Source organism: Amycolatopsis sp. H20-H5, from assembly GCF_035828755.1.
Taxonomy (GTDB): Bacteria; Actinomycetota; Actinomycetes; order Mycobacteriales; family Pseudonocardiaceae; genus Amycolatopsis.
The window spans coordinates 55,090-70,381 of record NZ_JAYMZS010000002.1; the positions used below are offsets into that span (position 1 = coordinate 55,090).

General features: G+C 70.5%; 19 protein-coding genes. 6 read left to right on the forward strand and 13 right to left on the reverse strand.

Going from position 1 to position 15,292, the window contains the following annotated elements; genetic code table 11:
• Positions 1–134 precede the first annotated feature (134 nt).
• The 3 genes from QMK34_RS01300 to QMK34_RS01310 all read right to left on the reverse strand — a co-directional run bounded on the left by QMK34_RS01300 (position 135) and on the right by QMK34_RS01310 (position 2,221).
• Positions 135–425: a hypothetical protein gene (locus tag QMK34_RS01300; RefSeq protein ID WP_326410376.1), complete on the reverse strand. Its 291-nt coding sequence runs from the start codon at positions 423–425 to the stop codon at positions 135–137.
• Between the two features lie 138 nt (positions 426–563).
• On the reverse strand, positions 564–788 hold the full coding sequence (locus QMK34_RS01305) for a hypothetical protein (RefSeq protein ID WP_326410378.1): 225 nt from the start codon (positions 786–788) through the stop codon (positions 564–566).
• Between the two features lie 176 nt (positions 789–964).
• Entirely contained in the window at positions 965–2,221 is a 1,257-nt protein-coding gene (locus QMK34_RS01310) for a glycoside hydrolase family 18 protein (protein WP_326410380.1), read from the reverse strand.
• Positions 2,222–2,386: 165 nt separating this feature from the next.
• On the opposite strand from QMK34_RS01310, the gene QMK34_RS01315 reads away from it, so the two are divergent.
• Positions 2,387–2,692 (forward strand): ArsR/SmtB family transcription factor, encoded by a 306-nt coding sequence (locus QMK34_RS01315; RefSeq protein WP_326410382.1) that lies wholly within the window; start codon positions 2,387–2,389, stop codon positions 2,690–2,692.
• 108 nt (positions 2,693–2,800) lie between these two features.
• Here QMK34_RS01315 and QMK34_RS01320 read toward each other — a convergent pair whose 3' ends face one another.
• A complete protein-coding gene (locus QMK34_RS01320; RefSeq protein ID WP_326410660.1) occupies positions 2,801–3,142 on the reverse strand; it encodes a winged helix-turn-helix transcriptional regulator in 342 nt (113 codons plus the stop codon).
• A 111-nt stretch (positions 3,143–3,253) separates the two neighbouring features.
• On the opposite strand from QMK34_RS01320, the gene QMK34_RS01325 reads away from it, so the two are divergent.
• On the forward strand, positions 3,254–4,021 hold the full coding sequence (locus tag QMK34_RS01325) for a globin domain-containing protein (protein WP_326410384.1): 768 nt from the start codon (positions 3,254–3,256) through the stop codon (positions 4,019–4,021).
• A 67-nt stretch (positions 4,022–4,088) separates the two neighbouring features.
• On the opposite strand, the gene QMK34_RS01330 is transcribed toward QMK34_RS01325, so the two are convergent.
• Complete coding sequence (locus QMK34_RS01330) at positions 4,089–5,114, reverse strand: 6-phosphofructokinase (protein ID WP_326410387.1); 1,026 nt, start codon at positions 5,112–5,114, stop codon at positions 4,089–4,091.
• Positions 5,115–5,394: 280 nt separating this feature from the next.
• Between QMK34_RS01330 and QMK34_RS01335 the strand changes: the two genes are divergently transcribed.
• The gene (locus QMK34_RS01335; protein WP_326410390.1) at positions 5,395–6,471 is read left to right on the forward strand and encodes a 3-deoxy-7-phosphoheptulonate synthase; all 1,077 of its coding nucleotides are present in this window, start codon (positions 5,395–5,397) and stop codon (positions 6,469–6,471) included.
• Positions 6,472–6,585: 114 nt separating this feature from the next.
• On the opposite strand, the gene QMK34_RS01340 is transcribed toward QMK34_RS01335, so the two are convergent.
• Both QMK34_RS01340 and QMK34_RS01345 read right to left on the reverse strand, forming a co-directional pair.
• A complete protein-coding gene (locus tag QMK34_RS01340; protein WP_326410393.1) occupies positions 6,586–7,074 on the reverse strand; it encodes a polyadenylate-specific 3'-exoribonuclease AS in 489 nt (162 codons plus the stop codon).
• 17 nt (positions 7,075–7,091) lie between these two features.
• Positions 7,092–7,853 carry a lysophospholipid acyltransferase family protein gene (locus QMK34_RS01345; RefSeq protein WP_326410396.1) on the reverse strand — a complete coding sequence of 254 codons (762 nt, stop codon included), beginning with the start codon at positions 7,851–7,853 and terminating at the stop codon, positions 7,092–7,094.
• A 217-nt stretch (positions 7,854–8,070) separates the two neighbouring features.
• Here QMK34_RS01345 and QMK34_RS01350 point away from each other — a divergent pair, with 217 nt between their 5' ends.
• From QMK34_RS01350 to QMK34_RS01360, 3 genes are read left to right on the forward strand one after another with little or no spacing between them, the layout of a single operon-like run.
• Positions 8,071–8,841: an alpha/beta hydrolase gene (locus QMK34_RS01350; protein WP_326410398.1), complete on the forward strand. Its 771-nt coding sequence runs from the start codon at positions 8,071–8,073 to the stop codon at positions 8,839–8,841.
• Positions 8,838–9,320 (forward strand): hypothetical protein, encoded by a 483-nt coding sequence (locus QMK34_RS01355; protein WP_326410400.1) that lies wholly within the window; start codon positions 8,838–8,840, stop codon positions 9,318–9,320. Before QMK34_RS01350 ends, QMK34_RS01355 begins: the two co-directional genes overlap by 4 nt.
• A 14-nt stretch (positions 9,321–9,334) precedes the next feature.
• Positions 9,335–10,474 (forward strand): glutamate--cysteine ligase, encoded by a 1,140-nt coding sequence (locus QMK34_RS01360; protein ID WP_326410403.1) that lies wholly within the window; start codon positions 9,335–9,337, stop codon positions 10,472–10,474.
• A 108-nt stretch (positions 10,475–10,582) separates the two neighbouring features.
• Here the strand turns inward: QMK34_RS01360 and QMK34_RS01365 are convergent, their stop codons facing one another.
• Genes QMK34_RS01365 through QMK34_RS01390 form a run of 6 tightly spaced genes read right to left on the reverse strand, consistent with a single transcriptional unit; the run spans position 10,583 to position 15,284 of the window.
• Positions 10,583–11,452, reverse strand: a complete 870-nt coding sequence (locus QMK34_RS01365) for an NUDIX hydrolase (RefSeq protein WP_326410405.1) — start codon at positions 11,450–11,452, stop codon at positions 10,583–10,585.
• Between the two features lie 4 nt (positions 11,453–11,456).
• Positions 11,457–12,416 carry an ROK family protein gene (locus tag QMK34_RS01370; RefSeq protein ID WP_326410662.1) on the reverse strand — a complete coding sequence of 320 codons (960 nt, stop codon included), beginning with the start codon at positions 12,414–12,416 and terminating at the stop codon, positions 11,457–11,459.
• Positions 12,417–12,431: 15 nt separating this feature from the next.
• Complete coding sequence (locus QMK34_RS01375) at positions 12,432–12,815, reverse strand: hypothetical protein (RefSeq protein ID WP_326410664.1); 384 nt, start codon at positions 12,813–12,815, stop codon at positions 12,432–12,434.
• Between the two features lie 53 nt (positions 12,816–12,868).
• A complete protein-coding gene (locus QMK34_RS01380; protein ID WP_326410407.1) occupies positions 12,869–14,026 on the reverse strand; it encodes an ArsA family ATPase in 1,158 nt (385 codons plus the stop codon).
• A 4-nt stretch (positions 14,027–14,030) separates the two neighbouring features.
• Positions 14,031–14,468 (reverse strand): SRPBCC family protein, encoded by a 438-nt coding sequence (locus QMK34_RS01385; protein ID WP_326410410.1) that lies wholly within the window; start codon positions 14,466–14,468, stop codon positions 14,031–14,033.
• Positions 14,469–14,495: 27 nt separating this feature from the next.
• The gene (locus QMK34_RS01390; RefSeq protein WP_326410412.1) at positions 14,496–15,284 is read right to left on the reverse strand and encodes a metallophosphoesterase family protein; all 789 of its coding nucleotides are present in this window, start codon (positions 15,282–15,284) and stop codon (positions 14,496–14,498) included.
• Between the last annotated feature and the right edge of the window lie 8 nt (positions 15,285–15,292).

Here is a 15,292-nt window from a genome sequence, read left to right on the forward strand (position 1 = left end):
CCCATCGGTACCCGGGTGACGACCCCGGCACCGACCACCGAGCCCACCGGATCACTGGCGAGGATCAGCCCGACAACGAAGGCTCCCGCGGGGAGCTCGGCGGCGTACGGAGCGGCCAGGCCCTCGGGGATCACCTACAGGCCAGCCAGCATCTTGAACCCGAACAACGCGAGCGCGCCCGGAGCCGCCCGGATTGCCCCAGGTCCAGCCCCGAGCCAGACCGCCAGGCGAGTGGTGGCAGGCTTGCCGAGCCCGGCCGCGGCCTTCCGCTTCTTGACGCCGAACCGCACGGGAGCAAGAACGTCACCGCGTCGATTGCCATGCCCCAGTACGGGCCCGGTCAGAGCGATCGCCAGTCCCCCGGCGCCGAAGCCCACCACCTGGGCGGACTGCACGGTGATGTTGCGGACGCCGAGGGCGGCCAAGCATCGACAGCTGCGCGGCGCGTAACGGTCCACCAGCGATAGTGAGTACCACCAGGAGTCGACAAAGGACCACGAACGGGACGCCGGGAATCGCCATCGGCAAGGCGATCGCGGCCCTGAGCAGGTCGCAGACGACCATCACGGTCCGGCGCGGGTACCGATCGGCGAGCCCGGACAGCAGCGTCCCCCGATGAGGGTGAGCAGGAACGTCAACCCGTACTCCAGACCGGTGAGCCCCACCGAGTTGGTGCGCTCGTAGACCTGGGCGGACAGCGCGACCCTGGCCCGCTGATCTCCGGCCTGGGACAGCGCTTCGGCGGCCCACATCGCCCGGAATTCGCGCACGGCCAAGGCCGACGACAAGGATCCCCGCCTGGCCGCTCGTCCCATCCCGCCCCAGCCCCCTGGCCCCAAGCGGATTCGCCCAGGGTAACCAGTTCGAGTCAGACTGTCGGCAATTCCGGCGAAATGCCGGGCTTCGGGGTGGGGACCCGGTGCGGGCAGCGCGTGCGCGGCCGTCCGCACCGGGTGGTCGTTGCCTACTTCGCGACCGCGGTGATCAGTTCGCCACCGGTGGTGTCACCGGAGAGCTCCCAGAACATCGCGCCGCCGAGCCCCTGGCTCTTGGCGTAGCTGATCTTGCCCGCGATGGTGCTCGGAGTGTCGTAGCTCCACCAGTTGTTGCCACACTTGGCGTACGCGGTGCCCGCGACGGTGCCGGTGGCCGGGCAGGTGCTCTTGAGCACCTTGTAGTCCTCGATGCCCGCTTCGTAGGTGCCCGGGGCCGCGCCCGTGGCCGTGCCGCCGGGGGCCGCCTGCGTGACGCCGGTCCAGCCGCGGCCGTAGAACCCGATGCCCAGCAACAGTTTGTTCGACGCGACGCCCTTGCTCTTCAGCTTCTGGATGGCCGCGTCGGTGTAGAAGCCCGCGGTCGGGATGCCCGAGTACGTGCTCAACGGCGAGTGCGGGGCCGTCGGGCCCTGTGCCGCCCAGGCGCCGAAGTAGTCATAGGTCATGACGTTGTACCAGTCGACGGACTTCGCGGCGCCCGCGTAGTCGGCGGCGTCGATCTTGCCGCCAGCGGTGCCGTCCGCGGTGATCGCCGCGGTGACCAGCTTTGAACCGAACTTCGTCCGCAGCGCGGACATCAGCTTGGGAAGCGCCGCCGCGCCGCTGGTGTCGCAGGACAGGCCGCAGGCGTTGGGGTACTCCCAGTCGATGTCGATACCGTCGAAGACCCCGGCCCAGCGCGGGTCGTTGACCAGGTTGTAGCAGGAGTCCGCGAACGCCGCCGGGTTCGCCGCGGCCTGCGCGAAGCCGCCGGACCAGGTCCAGCCGCCGAACGACCAGATCACCTTGAGCCCGGGGTGCTTGGCCTTCAGCTTCTTCAGCTGGTTGAAGTTGCCGCGCAGCGCGCCGGCGTCCCAGGTGTCCGCGCCACCGTCGACGCTGCCCGCCGCGTCGTAGGCCTTGTCGTAGTCCGCGTAGGAGTCGCCGATCGCACAACCACCGTTGGTGACGTTGCCGAAGGCGTAGTTGATGTGGGTCAGCTTGCTCGCCGAGCCGGACGTCTCGATGTTCTTGACGTGGTAGTTCCGGCCGTAGACACCCCACTCCGTGAAGTAGCCGACGACCTTGCCGACCGAGGCGTTGACCTGCGCGACGCCGTCCGCGGCCGCCGGGGCCGCGAGGGCCGGATTGGTGGCCGAGGCCGGAGCGGCGAGCGCGAACGCCATCAGCGCCGCGACCGCGGTGCTACAGATGGCGGCGAAGCTTCGCCTGTTCAGCTTGGACATGCCTACTCCCTTCGGGATCACCATGGGTGACCTGTCGGGTACGGAGGGGACAACGTCAAGTTAAATGGACTAGACCAATGAGTCAATGGTTCGGACCGACTAAAGTAGGGCGAATCGGACCAATATGCCTTGACAGCAATATGCTCGATAGAGCATCTTTCCAGGGTGATGCAGACTTTCGACGTGCTCGCGGAACCCCGGCGGCGCATGATTCTCGACCTCCTCCGCACCGGCGAACGCTCGGTCGGCGAGCTCGTCGAGCAGATGGACCTCAGCCAGCCGGCGGTCTCGAAGCACCTCCGGGTGCTGCGTGAGGCAGGCCTGGTCACGGTCCGTGTCGCGGCCCAGCGGCGGTGCTACCGGCTGCGTCCCGAGCCGCTCGCGGAGGTCGACGCGTGGCTGGCGCCGTACCGCGAGTTCTGGGAGGGCCGCCTCGACGCGCTGGAACAGCGCCTGGACGCGACCGAGTAGGCGGCCCTGGATCGCAGCTCCGTGAAGGCTGGTTCAAGAGCAGCCATTCCCAGGGCGGGGCGGAGAGCAACTGCCCGCGCGGCTCTCATCTCGTGCCCGATTCCCGGCTCAGCCGGCGGGCAGGGGCTCGAACGTCACGCCGGTTTCGGCGGCCCGCCGTTCGCCCCATTCGTACAGCGCCGTCAGCGCGGGGCGGAGGCGGTCCCCCTCCTCGGTGAGGCGGTATTCGACGTGCGGGCGACGACCTTCGAGGCTTTCGCGGCGGACCAGGCCGTCCGCTTCGAGTTCGCGCAACTGCTGGGTGAGCATCTTCTCGCTGATCGCGGGCACGCGGCGGCGCAGTTCGCCGTAGCGGTGCACGCCCTCCTTGAGGTGCGCGAGGATGACAGGCTTCCACTTGCCGCCGATGACGTCCACGGCCAGCTCGACAGCGCAGTAGTAGCGCTTCACCACGTCCTCCTTGTCACGCACCCTTGTTACGCACCCTTTGTCACGCACCCTTTGTCACGCACCGAAAAGTACGTGGTTGCCCGCCCGCGCGGCCGGTGGTTGCCTTGCCAGATGATCGTCGAATACCTGCGCTACACCATCGCCGAGGACAGGTCCGTCGAGTTCGAAACCGCGTACGCGCTGGCCGCCGAGTCGCTCGCGAAGGCGTCCCAGTGCGCGGGCTACGAGCTCAGCCGCTGTGCCGAAGACCCTACGCGCTACATCCTGCGGATCACCTGGACTTCGGCCGAAGACCACCTCGAAGGTTTCCGCCAGGGGCCCGAGTTCGCGGCCTTCTTCGCGGCCATCCGGGCATACGTGTCCGATATCGAGGAGATGCGCCACTACGAGGTGACGGCCGTCGCCGGGGAGGGTGGTGCGCGGCCGCCGACGTTGTACGACTGGGCCGGTGGCCGTGCCGCGCTGGAGAAGCTGCTGGCGGTCTTCTACGGCCACGTGCGCGAAGATCCGCTGCTGGAGCCCGTTTTCCGCGGGATGGACGCGCACCACGCCGAGCACGTCGCGGCCTGGCTCGGTGAGGTGTTCGGCGGCCCGGCGGACTACAGCGCGGGCCACGGCGGGCATCCGCACATGATCGGGCGGCATCTGGGGCGCGGGATCACCGAGCCGCAGCGGCGGCGCTGGGTCACGCTGCTGCTGGACGCGGCCGACGAGGTGGGGCTTCCCGCGGATCCCGAGTTCCGCGCCACTTTCGCGGGTTACGTGGAGTGGGGCAGCCGTCTGGCGGTGCTGTTCTCGGCGCAGGGCGCCGAGCCGGACGTGCACGAGCCCGTGCCGCACTGGGACTGGGTCCGGCCGCCTTGGCAGCCCGCGACCTGACTGCCCCTGAAGGCCACCATGACGGCGTTAGACGCCGTCATGGTGGCCTAATGGGCATTTGACAAGCTCAGCCGAAGAAGACTTCGGCCTCTTTGTAGCGCTCGAGCGGCACGGTCTTGAGCTCGGCCGTGGCCTCCGCGAGCTTGACGCGGACGATGTCGGTGCCGCGCAGGGCGACCATGACGCCGAAGTCGCCGTCGGCGACCGCGTCCACCGCGTTCAGGCCGAACCGGGTCGCGAGCACGCGGTCGTACGCCGTCGGCGTGCCGCCGCGCTGGACGTGCCCGAGCACGACGGCGCGGGACTCCTTGCCGGTGCGGTGCGCGATCTCGTCGGCCAGCCAGGTGCCGATACCGCCGAGCCGGACATGCCCGAACGCGTCCTTCTCGCCGGTGAGCAGCCGCTCCTCGCCACCCTCGGGCAGCGCGCCTTCGGCGACGACGATGATCGGCGCGTACTCGCGCTCGAACCGGCGCTCGACCCACTTGACGACCTGGTCCACGGAGAACGCGCGCTCCGGGGTGAGGATGACGCTGGCGCCCCCGGCGAGGCCGGAGTGCAACGCGATCCAGCCCGCGTGGCGGCCCATGACCTCGACCACGAGCGCGCGGTGGTGCGACTCGGCCGTGGTGTGCAGCCGGTCGATCGCCTCGGTGGCGATGGAGACCGCGGTGTCGAAACCGAAGGTGTAGTCGGTCGCGCCGAGGTCGTTGTCGATGGTCTTGGGGACCCCGACGACGCCGATGCCGTCGTCGGTCAGGCGCTTCGCGACGCCGAGGGTGTCCTCGCCGCCGATCGCGATGAGCGCGTCGACACCCTGTTCGGCGAGGTTCGCCTTGATCTTCTCGACGCCGCCCTCGACCTTGTACGGGTTCGTCCGCGAGGACCGCAGGATGGTGCCGCCGCGGGTGAGGATGTCCTCGACGTCGTCGAGGACGAGCGGCCGGCTCTCGCCGTTGAGCGGGCCTTGCCAGCCGTTGCGGAATCCGACGATCTCCCAGCCCTGGACCTCGATGCCCTTGCGCACCACAGCGCGGATCACCGCGTTGAGCCCCGGGCAGTCGCCGCCGCCGGTCAGCACACCGACACGCATCAGAAAGACCTCCGTCTGTGTTCCGTGGAGATGACAGTCACATTCCAGGCCAGCGTAGCGGGAGCTCTCTGGATCGGTGCAGGGCGTACCACCTGCCGGATCGGTCCGTCCGGCGGTTGTGCTAGCTTGACTCTCGTGCAGCGCTATTACTGGTTTACGGAGCCGGCCCCGGGTGGGCACGGCGGCGTGAACCTGCGCTGATCCCACCCCGAGCCGGAATCTCCACACCGGCTCGAGGCGTTTCGCGGGTCGGTTCATCCCTGAGAGGAACCCACTCCGCATGTCGCCCTCAGCCGAAACCCTGATCGCCCTCGACGGTCAGCGGACCCAGGCCATCAATCCCCTGCTGTCGCCCGCGATGCTGCGGCACGAGCATCCGATGACCTCCCGGGTCGCGGAAACCGTGCTCAGTGGGCGCGCCGGCACCGTCGACATCCTCGAAGGCCGTGACGACCGGCTGCTCGTGGTCGTCGGCCCGTGCTCGGTGCACGACGCCGAGGCGGCGCTCGACTACGCCCGCAAGCTGGCCGCGAAGGCCGGTGAGTTGCGCGGCGAACTACACGTGGTCATGCGTGTCTACTTCGAGAAGCCGCGCACCACGCTGGGGTGGAAGGGGCTCATCAACGACCCCGGTCTCGACGGGTCCTACGAGGTCAACAAGGGCCTGCGGCTCGCGCGGCAGCTGCTGCTCGACGTCTCCGAGCTCGGCCTGCCGGTCGGCTGCGAGTTCCTCGACCCGATCACCCCGCAGTTCATCGCCGACACCGTGACCTGGGGCTCGATCGGCGCCCGGACCGCCGCCAGCCAGGTGCACCGTCAGCTGTGCAGCGCGCTGTCGATGCCGGTGGGGATCAAGAACTCGACCGAGGGCGACGTCCAGGTGGCCGTCGACGCCACCCGCGCGGCGGCGGCGAGCCACGTGTTCCCCGGGATCAACCCCGACGGGCTGGCCGCGCTGCTCACCACGACCGGCAACCCCGACTGCCACGTGATCCTGCGCGGCAGCGCCGCCGGGCCGAACTACGACGCCGCGACGATCTCGGACACCCTCGCCCGCCTGCGCGAGCAGGGCCTGCCCGAGCGCGTGATCATCGACGCGAGCCACGGCAACAGCGCGAAGGACCACGTCCGCCAGGCCATTGTGGTGCGAGAACTCGCCGCCCGAATCGCCGGGGGCGAACAGGGCATTTCGGGCCTGATGCTGGAGAGCTTCCTCGCCGCCGGCCGCCAGGACCTGACCCTCGGCCGGTCCGAGGACCTCACCTACGGCCAGAGCATCACCGACGCCTGCATGGACTGGGACACGACGTCCGAGCTGCTGGACACGCTGGCGGCCGCGGTGGTCACCCGCCGCTGACACCCTCGCGCGTGGGAGGGTGTCAGCGGGACTCGGGTGTCATGAAAGGGTCTTTGAGGACAAAAAGTGTCCGGAAAGACCCTTTCATGACACTCACGAGCGCGCCGAGCGGGGTCAGCCCCGGCGCCAGACCTCTTCGATGACCTGCCAGCGCTCGAGGTTGTGCTTCGCGTCGGCCAAGGCGTCGTGGGCGTCGGTCGGGGCCGCGGGGAGCTTTGGTTTGCCGGTGTCTTCCCAGCGCTGGCGGAGGTCGCGGGTGAACCGGGGCAGCTGCCTCGGCAGCGCGGGCATCGGGCCCCACAGCTGGGCCAGCGCGACGTGGTCGTATGCGGCGAACCAGGCCCAGAGCTCGATGCCGCCGGGGGGCTTGCCGAAGAACTCCAGCAGGTCGGCGCGGATGCGCTCGCGGCTACGCCAGGACGGGTCGGCGGGCGAGGGGAGCTTGGGGAGGACGTTCTCGCGGACCCAGGGACCGGCCTTGCCGGGGTCGAAATCGGTGGAGACCGCGTAGAACTCGCGGCCCCGCTCGTCCACGACACCGATCGAAACAAGATCGATCGTCAGGCCGTCCTCGATGAATTCGGTGTCGTAGAAAAAGCGCACTGCGGCACCCTAGTGGGCTAGCCGACCTTGCTTTCGGGCACCCGGGCGGCGTCGCGGGCCGAGGGCTGGGCCGGGACCTTCGGCCGGAGGCCGGCAGCGTCCGCGGCCAGCAGTTCCTTCGCCTTGGCCGCGTAGATGTCGACGTACTCCTGGCCCGACAGCTCCATCAGGGCGTACATGATCTCGTCGGTGATGGACCGCTCGATGAACCTGTCCCCCGCCAAGCCGTCGTAGCGGGAGAAGTCGAGCGGCTCGCCGAAGCGCATCTCGAGGCGGCGCGGCCACCACATCTTCGAGCCGATCGGGTTGACCTTGTCGGTGCCGATCATCGCCACCGGAACGACCAGGCCACGCGACTCCAGGGCGATCCTGGCGACGCCGGTCTTGCCCTTGTACAGGCGGCCGTCGGGCGAGCGGGTGCCCTCGGGGTAGATGCCGAGCAGGTGTCCCTCGCGGACGAGCCTGGTCGCGGTGTCCAGCGCGGCCTGCGCGGCGTTGCCGCCGGACCGGTCGATCGGGATCTGGCCGATGCCGCTGAAGAACCACTTCTTCAGCCTGCCTTTGAGGCCCTTCTCGGTGAAGTACTCGGACTTGGCGGGGAAAGTGACCTTCCGCCTGACGCGCAGCGGCATGAAGAACGAGTCGGCGACGGCCAGGTGATTGCCTGCCAGGATCACGCCGCCGGTCTCCGGGACGTTCTCGGCGCCGACCACCTTCGTCGGCCAGAGCAGCTTGAGCAGCGGCCCCAGAAACACGTTCTTCATCAGCCAGTACAGCACCGCGCTTTGTCCTCCCGGCAGCTCAGCCCATGTTCAGCAATGGACAAGCCTACGAAGGACCACCCTCCGCGCACAACGGGAGTCGCCCGGTTACGCGCGGCCAGCGATCGATCTCACACCGGGTCCACCACGATTCCGGTGCCGGGGACACGCCCACAACGTCCCCCGGTCGTGCGAACATAGGGGACCTACGCCAAGCACACGGAAGGCGATCGCAATGAGCGTGCTCGCCGGCGCGGAACCGTTCACGCACACCGGTTCGACCGAAGTCGGGTTCCTGCTGTGCCACGGGTTCACCGGAACCCCGGACAGCCTGCGGGCCTGGGGGGATCACCTGGCCGAGGCCGGTTTCACGGTCCGCTGCCCCCTGCTGCCCGGACACGGCACCACCTGGCAGGAAATGAACCGCACGCAGTGGACGGACTGGTACGGCGCCGTCCGCGAAGAGCTGCTCGCCCTGTTCACGACCTGCGAGACCGTGTTCGTCGCCGGGTTGTCGATGGGCGGGACGCTGACACTGCGCCTGGCCGAGGAGTTCGGCGACCGGATAGCCGGGATCGTGCTCGTCAACCCCTCGGTGACCACCCTGCGCTGGGACGCGAAGCTGCTGCCGGTCCTCGCCAGGGTGCTGCCGTCGGTGCCCGGCGTCGGGAACGACATCGCCAAGCCCGGGGTGACCGAGCTGGCATACAGCCGCACGCCGGTCCGGGCGGCGGCGAGCCTGAGCAAGCTGTGGCGCCTGGTGCGCGACGACCTGCCGAAGGTGACCCAGCCCGTCCTGCTGCTGCACTCGAGCGTCGACCACGTCGTGGAGCCGGTGAACTCGCGGCTCATCCTCGACGGCGTCGGCAGTACGGACGTCACGGAAGTCCTGCTGGAGAACAGTTTCCACGTCGCCACCCAGGACAACGACGCCGAGGAGATCTTCACGCGTAGCGTGGACTTCGCCCGGACGGTGCGCCGGGCAGGACAGGTGGACGCGGGATGAGCCGGGGCAAGGGCGCTGACGGGCCCGAGGACGTCGACGCGACGTTCGCCGAAATAGTCGCCGACCTGCGGGCCGAGGGGGTCGGCCTGTTCCCGGACGAGGTCGGCGACGAGCCCACCGCACGCGCGCCGGAAAAGGTCTCGCGGCCCGAGCCCGCCGAGCAGGAGTCCGGCTGGCGCGGCGGCGGCGGCGCCTGGGAGAAGACCCTTTTCGAGGACGACCCGGCCGCGGACGAAGAGCATTACGTGCCCCCGGAGCCGCCTCCGCTGCCCCGTCCCCGCAAGGGCGCGTTCGTCGTGCTGCTGTTCCTCTTGGTGGGCCTGCTGCTGCTGATCGCGCCCGCGGTGGTCGGGCTCAGCAACGCGCTGGGGACCCCGCTGGGCATCCTCGCGCTGGCCACCGGCATCGCCCTGCTGCTGCTCCGGGTCCGCCAGGGCCCGCCGCCCGGCGCCGACCCGAACAACGGCGCCCAGGTCTGAACACCCGCGCGACCATGCACCTCGAGTTCACCCCATCGCGCCGTTCGACCGTCGGTGTCGAATGGGAACTGGGGCTGGTCGACCGGCGCAGCGGCGAGCTGGCCTCGATCGCCGAGCGGATCCTCGAGACGGTGCGCCCGGACGGGGTGGACGAGCATCCCAAGATCAAGCAGGAGCTGCTGCTCAACACCATCGAGGTCATCACCGGTGTCTGCACGACGATCGCCGAAGCCAAGGCCGACCTGGCGGAGTCACTCGACCACCTGCACAAAGTGATCGACCCGCTCGGCGTCGAGCTGTTCTCCGCCGGGACGCACCCGTTCTCGAACTGGTACCAGCAGAAGGTCACCGACAAGGCGCGCTACGCGAAGCTCATCGACCGTACCCAGTGGTGGGGCAGGCAGATGCTGATCTACGGCGTGCACGTCCACGTCGGGCTCGACCACCGCGACAAGGTGCTGCCGGCGCTCGACGCGCTGCTCAACTACGCGCCGCACCTGCAAGCGCTTTCGGCCTCGTCGCCGTACTGGGGCGCGGAGGACACCGGGTACGCGTCGAACCGCGCGCTGATGTTCCAGCAGCTGCCCACCGCGGGGCTGCCGTTCCAGTTCCGCAAGTGGTCCGAGCTGGAGACCTACACCGAGGACATGTTCACCACCGGAGTCATCGACCACTTCTCGGAGATCCGCTGGGACATCCGCCCGGCGCCGCACTTCGGCACCATCGAGATGCGCGTGTGCGACGGGCTGCCGACGCTGGAGGAGGTCGGCGCGATCGCGGCGCTCACCCAGTGTCTCGTCGACGACTTCAGCGAGCGCCTCGACGACGGCGAGATCCTGCCGGTGCTGCCGCCGTGGCACGTGCAGGAGAACAAGTGGCGCGCGGCGCGCTACGGCGCCGAAGCGATCGTCATCGTCGACTCGGCGGGCACCGAGAAGCTGGTCACCGACGATATCGTCCTCCTGCTGGACCGGCTCGAGCCCGTGGCGCGGCGGCTCGACTGCGTCGACGAGCTCCGCTCGGTGGAGACGATCCTGCGGCACGGCCCGAGCTACCTGCGCCAGCGCGCGGTGGCCCGGCAGCACAACGGCTCGCTCAAGGCCGTCGTCGCCTCCCTGGTCACCGAGCTGCGCGACGGCCTCCCCCACCTCTGACCCGCCCCCGCAACCCCCGCGCCCCTCGCGACTGGATCCGTGCCCCTGAAGGCCACCTTCACGGCGTTTTACGCCGTGAAGGTGGCCTTCAGGGGCAAGCGGGGAGGGTCAGGTGAGGGCGTCGAGGGTGGCGAGGAGGGTGGCGGGGCCGAGGGTCATGGCGCCGAGGGTTTCGACGCGGGTGCGGAGCTCGCGGTCGGCGGTGACCACCAGGACGTGGTCGTCCGGGCGCGCGGTGAGAGCCGACTGAGCGGTCGCGACGATCGTCGCGTCGCCGTCGGCCGGGGCCGCGATCACCTCGACCCCCGGGACGGGGTCCAGGCCGCGGGCCTGGCCCTCGACGACGAGCCGGACGCGCGGCCACCAGGACCATTCGGGCCCGGCCACGCCGGTCAGCGCGGTGTCCTGGCGGGACAGGGCGGCGAGTTTGTCGCGCAGGCGGGCAGCGGCGGCGAGGCGGTCGCGCCACCAGCCGTCCGGGCGGGAGCCGACGACGTTGGCGCCGTCCACGATCAGGACCAGCTCACGGCCCAGCTGAGATCGCAGGCCTGGCCAGGCGGACGCGAAGTCGCTGTGCAGGCGGAAACCCGCCACCTCGTCCGGCGGCACCCAGCGCAGCTCGGCGCTCTCCGCGTTCGCGACCCGCTCCCCCACCGGACCGGTCACCGCGGCCAGGACAGTGGTGTAGCGCCAGTTCCCGTGATCGACGAGCGACGCCGACAACGTCCGCACGGCGTCGAGCGGGACGGCGGCTTCTTCACGCGCCTCGCGGGTCGCCGCCTCACGCGGGGTCTCGCCCGCTTCGACCGCTCCGCCGGGCAACGCCCAGGTCCGGCCGTGGTGGACCCACCAGGCCCGGCGCTGCAGCAGCACGCCGCGCTCGGGGTCGGTCAGCAGCAGTCCGGCCGCACCGTTGAGGCCCCAGTGCCGATGCCCGTACACGCACCTGACGAAGCCGTTCCCGTCCTTGGGCGTCACGGTTCTAGCCTGTCACACCGACTTCGGCGCCGGGAAGCTTCGCCGCGTCCATGGCCAGCGCCGCCGCGCCGACTATCGCGGTGTCGTCACCAAGGTGGGCGGTCCGGATCCGGGCGAGCGGACGATGCCCGGCGCCGGTGATCGCGCCCGCGTAGTGCTCGCGCGCCTCGTCGAGGAACAGCGGCGCGGACTCCGAGACCCCGCCGCCGATCACGATGATCTCCGGGTCGAACACGTCCGCGACCAGCGCCAGGCCCTTGCCGAGCCACTTCGCCAGCTCGGCCATCGCCCGCTGGGCGATCGGGTCGCCGTCCCGCGCGGCGCCGGCGACCCGGCGGCCGGTCACCGAGCCCGGGTCGCCCGAGGTCTCCCTGGCCAGCACCGTCGACCGGCCGGGGTGGCTGGCCAGCAGCTCGACCGCGGTCGCCGCCAGCGCCGTCCCGCTGCAGTAGCGCTCCCAGCAGCCGTACTTCCCGCACGGGCAGGCCCGCCCGCCGGGCACCACGGTCAGATGTCCGAGTTCCGGCGCGACGCCGTGCGCCCCGCGGTAGATCCTGCCGTCGAGCAGCAGCCCGGCGCCGATGCCGGTGCCGAGCGCGACCAGCGCGGCCACGTTCGCGCCCCGTGCCGCGCCGAACCGGTGCTCGCCGACGGCCGCGGAGTTGGCGTCGTGCTCCAGCGTCACCGGCAGGCCGACGCGCTTTTCGATCCGCTCGGCCACCGGCGCGTCGCGCCAGGACAGGTGCGGCGCGAACATCACCGTCCGGCGGTCCGTGGCCACGAACCCGGCGACGGCGAGGCCCACCGCGACGACGTCGTGTCTGTTGCGCAGGTCCTCCACCACCCCGGTGATGGCGTCCTCCAGGGCGTTCTCCTCGCCCGGGGTGCCGACCCTCGCCGTGTCCAGCAGTGATCCCTGCTCGTCCACCACGCCGGCGCGCACACTCGTGCCGCCGACGTCCACTCCTATCGCCAGCACTCAGCTCTCCCGATCCGGCTGCCACTCGCCTCGCCTGAGCACGGGAATGTGCTGCACGCGGGCTGATGTCGTAGCCCCCACGGCTTCTTCACGTTCTTCACGGGCGGGCCGCGGCGCGGGCTGGAAACCCGGCATGTGCACCCCGCCTTCCGGCTCCCAGCGGTCGGCGAGCACGGCGCGCAGCAGGGCGACCAGCTGCGCGGCCTGCTCCATCAGCCGGGCCGCGAACTCGGGCCGCTCGCCCCGCACCACGGCGACGATCGCGCAGAGCGGGCACCAGCCACAATTTTCCATCGACGCGTCGTCGGGGAGCTGGTCCGCCGTCTTGCCGTGCCCGGCGGCGACGACGCCCTCCAGCCACGGCGCGGCGCGCTCGACGACCATCTCGACCAGCAGCCGGATCTCTTCGGTCAGGCTGGGTCCTTCGTGCTGTTCGCTCACCCGTGTCCCCGGTTCCCGGCCAGGCTCACGACCAGGCCGTGCGCGTCGGACTCCGCACCGGTGATCCGGCACGGACGCAGCAGCTCCGGCAGGGCGATGAGCCTGCGGAAGCCGTCCACGGTGATCGCCAGGTCATCGTCGACGCGGGCGAGATCGACTTCGGCGTCCTGGCCCAGCGGGACCGCGACCCGCAGCTGGTACCCCTCGCCGGACTCGGTCACCTGAAGCAGGGGCGAGACGCCTTTTCCGTTTCCGGCCAAGGGATCCTGCCCGTGGTAGAGCTCCTGCGCGATCTCCAGCAGCGCGGCGAGGCCGACCGGCTCGACCGCCCGATGCTCCACGCGCCGCACGAGGCCGGAGCCGAAACCGGCCTCGGTGAGCTCGGCGAGCACGGCGTTCTGCTGGGTGCGTCGCGTGCGCATCCAGGACGCGGCCGCACCGCGCCAGAAGCCGGGCGCGGGCATCAGCCGGTTGGCGATCAGGCCGTCGACGCGGATCCCGCGCAGCGCCAGCGAGCTGAGCGTGCGCCGCGACTCCGCGACGACCATGCGCTCCGGTGTCAGCACGAGCCGCACGGTGGTCACGGACGGATCGGTGAGCAGCGTGCGCAGCGACTCCAGATGCGTCCCGAGCCGGTGGACAGACTCGACGACACGACTGCGCTTGCCCAGCTTCGGCTGCCAGCCGAACACCCTGGTCAGATAGCCGGAGATGGCCTCCGGCAGCGCGAGCAGCCGCAGGGTCTCGGCGGTGGGCCCGCAGTCGACGACCACGACATCCCAAGGGCCGCCCTCGGCGAGCCGCTGGACCTCGGTCAGCGCGAGGAGCTCGTCCACCCCGGGCAGCACTGTGAGCTCTTCGGCGTCGAGCGAGTCCAGGCCCGCGCCCGCCAGCGACGAGCGCAGCTCTCGGCGCAGCTCGTGCCAGGTGCTGTCGACCAGACCGCGGGAATCCACCTGCACGGCGGAGAGCAGCGAATCCACTTCGGACGGTTCCGCGCCGAGCGGGCGGCCGAAGGCGTCGCCGAGGGAGTGGGCGGGGTCGGTGGACACGACGAGGGTCTTCCTGCCGCGGCCGGCGAGGGCGGCGGCGGTGGCCGCGGCGAGCGTGGTCTTCCCGACACCCCCCTTGCCGGTGAACAGCAGGATCCGCAAGGTGCTAGCCCTCGACCCGGCGCTTGAGCTCCTTGAGCGCGGTGTCCATGACCATCTTCTCCGCCTTGCGGCGCAGCAGGCCGATCATCGGCAGCGCGAGCTCCACCGAAAGGGTGTACGTGACCTTGGTGCGGCCGCCGGACAGCGCCTCGAGTGCGTACCGCCCGTTCTGCGCCTTCTGCATCTGGCCCTTGACCAGGTGCCAGCTGACGCCACCGCCGTCGGCGTCCCACTCGTACTCGAGTGTGTAGACGTCCTTGATCGGGCCGGCGTCCAAGGTCAGCTTGACCTGCTTGGCGCGGCCTTCGGCGTCTTCGGCGAGCACCTCGGTCTGCCGGACGGCCTTGGCCCATTCCGGGTACGCGGGGAAATCGGCGATCACCGCCAGCACGCGCTCGGGCGCGGCGTCGACCTCGATGGACTGTGTGGACTGCTCGGCCATGGGTCGAAGCGTAGCCGGAGCGGTTGGTTACCAGCGCAGCACGTACGGCTGCCCGGTCTCCTTGAAGTGACCTACGTTACGGCACTCGGTCCGCCCGAGGCGGGTGCGCGGCGCGAGCGGCTGGTGGACGTGGCCGAAGACGGACCATCTCGGCTGGTCGCGGCGGATCAGCTCCAGCAGCGCCGACGAGCCCATCTCGGAGCGCCGGGCGACGACGTCGTAGGTGAGGTCGGGCACCGCGGGCGGGATGTGCGAGCACAGCACGTCGATGCCGGTCAGGGCGCCGACCGCGCCGTCGAACTCCTCGCGGGTGCGCAGGTACGGCCGCCAGGCGCCGTTGCGGCGGGGCACGACGCCGTCGGGCAGCAGCGCGCCGCCGACGAAGCCGAGGCGGAGGCCACCGACCTCGACACTCTCGCCGTCAAGGATCCGGATGCCCTCGCCGGCGAACTCGGGCCACAGGGCGGGCGTGTCGACGTTGCCGGGGGTGGCGTAGGTCGGCACCGTCATGGCCGAGAACAGCGTCGCGTACTGGTTCCGGATGGCTTCGTCGACCGCCGCTCCCGGGTCTTCCAGGCCCGACCAGAGCTGACGGGCGAAGGCGACCGTCTCGTCACGGGTGCCTTCACGGCGCAGGCGGGCGAACACGCCGACCTGCTCAGCGCCGAACAGGGCGCCCATGATGCCCTTGTCGTGCTCGCGGTAGTCGACGAAGTCCAGCAGGTCACCCAGGACGATCAGCGCGTCGGCGCCCTCACCGGCCCGCTTCAGCGCGTCGGCGTTGCCGTGCACGTCGGACACGACGTGAACCCGCATGCCAGCTC

What these genes read in the sequence shown, in the direction of transcription:
- QMK34_RS01310 (WP_326410380.1), bottom strand. Translation starts at nt 2,221, where the DNA reads ATGTCCAAGCTGAACAGGCGAAGCTTCGCCGCCATCTGTAGCACCGCG.
- QMK34_RS01325 (WP_326410384.1), top strand. Translation starts at nt 3,254, where the DNA reads ATGATCGTCGAATACCTGCGCTACACCATCGCCGAGGACAGGTCCGTC.
- QMK34_RS01330 (WP_326410387.1), bottom strand. Translation starts at nt 5,114, where the DNA reads ATGCGTGTCGGTGTGCTGACCGGCGGCGGCGACTGCCCGGGGCTCAAC.
- QMK34_RS01335 (WP_326410390.1), top strand. Translation starts at nt 5,395, where the DNA reads ATGTCGCCCTCAGCCGAAACCCTGATCGCCCTCGACGGTCAGCGGACC.
- QMK34_RS01350 (WP_326410398.1), top strand. Translation starts at nt 8,071, where the DNA reads ATGAGCGTGCTCGCCGGCGCGGAACCGTTCACGCACACCGGTTCGACC.
- QMK34_RS01355 (WP_326410400.1), top strand. Translation starts at nt 8,838, where the DNA reads ATGAGCCGGGGCAAGGGCGCTGACGGGCCCGAGGACGTCGACGCGACG.
- QMK34_RS01360 (WP_326410403.1), top strand. Translation starts at nt 9,335, where the DNA reads ATGCACCTCGAGTTCACCCCATCGCGCCGTTCGACCGTCGGTGTCGAA.
- QMK34_RS01375 (WP_326410664.1), bottom strand. Translation starts at nt 12,815, where the DNA reads ATGGTCGTCGAGCGCGCCGCGCCGTGGCTGGAGGGCGTCGTCGCCGCC.
- QMK34_RS01385 (WP_326410410.1), bottom strand. Translation starts at nt 14,468, where the DNA reads ATGGCCGAGCAGTCCACACAGTCCATCGAGGTCGACGCCGCGCCCGAG.
- QMK34_RS01390 (WP_326410412.1), bottom strand. Translation starts at nt 15,284, where the DNA reads ATGCGGGTTCACGTCGTGTCCGACGTGCACGGCAACGCCGACGCGCTG.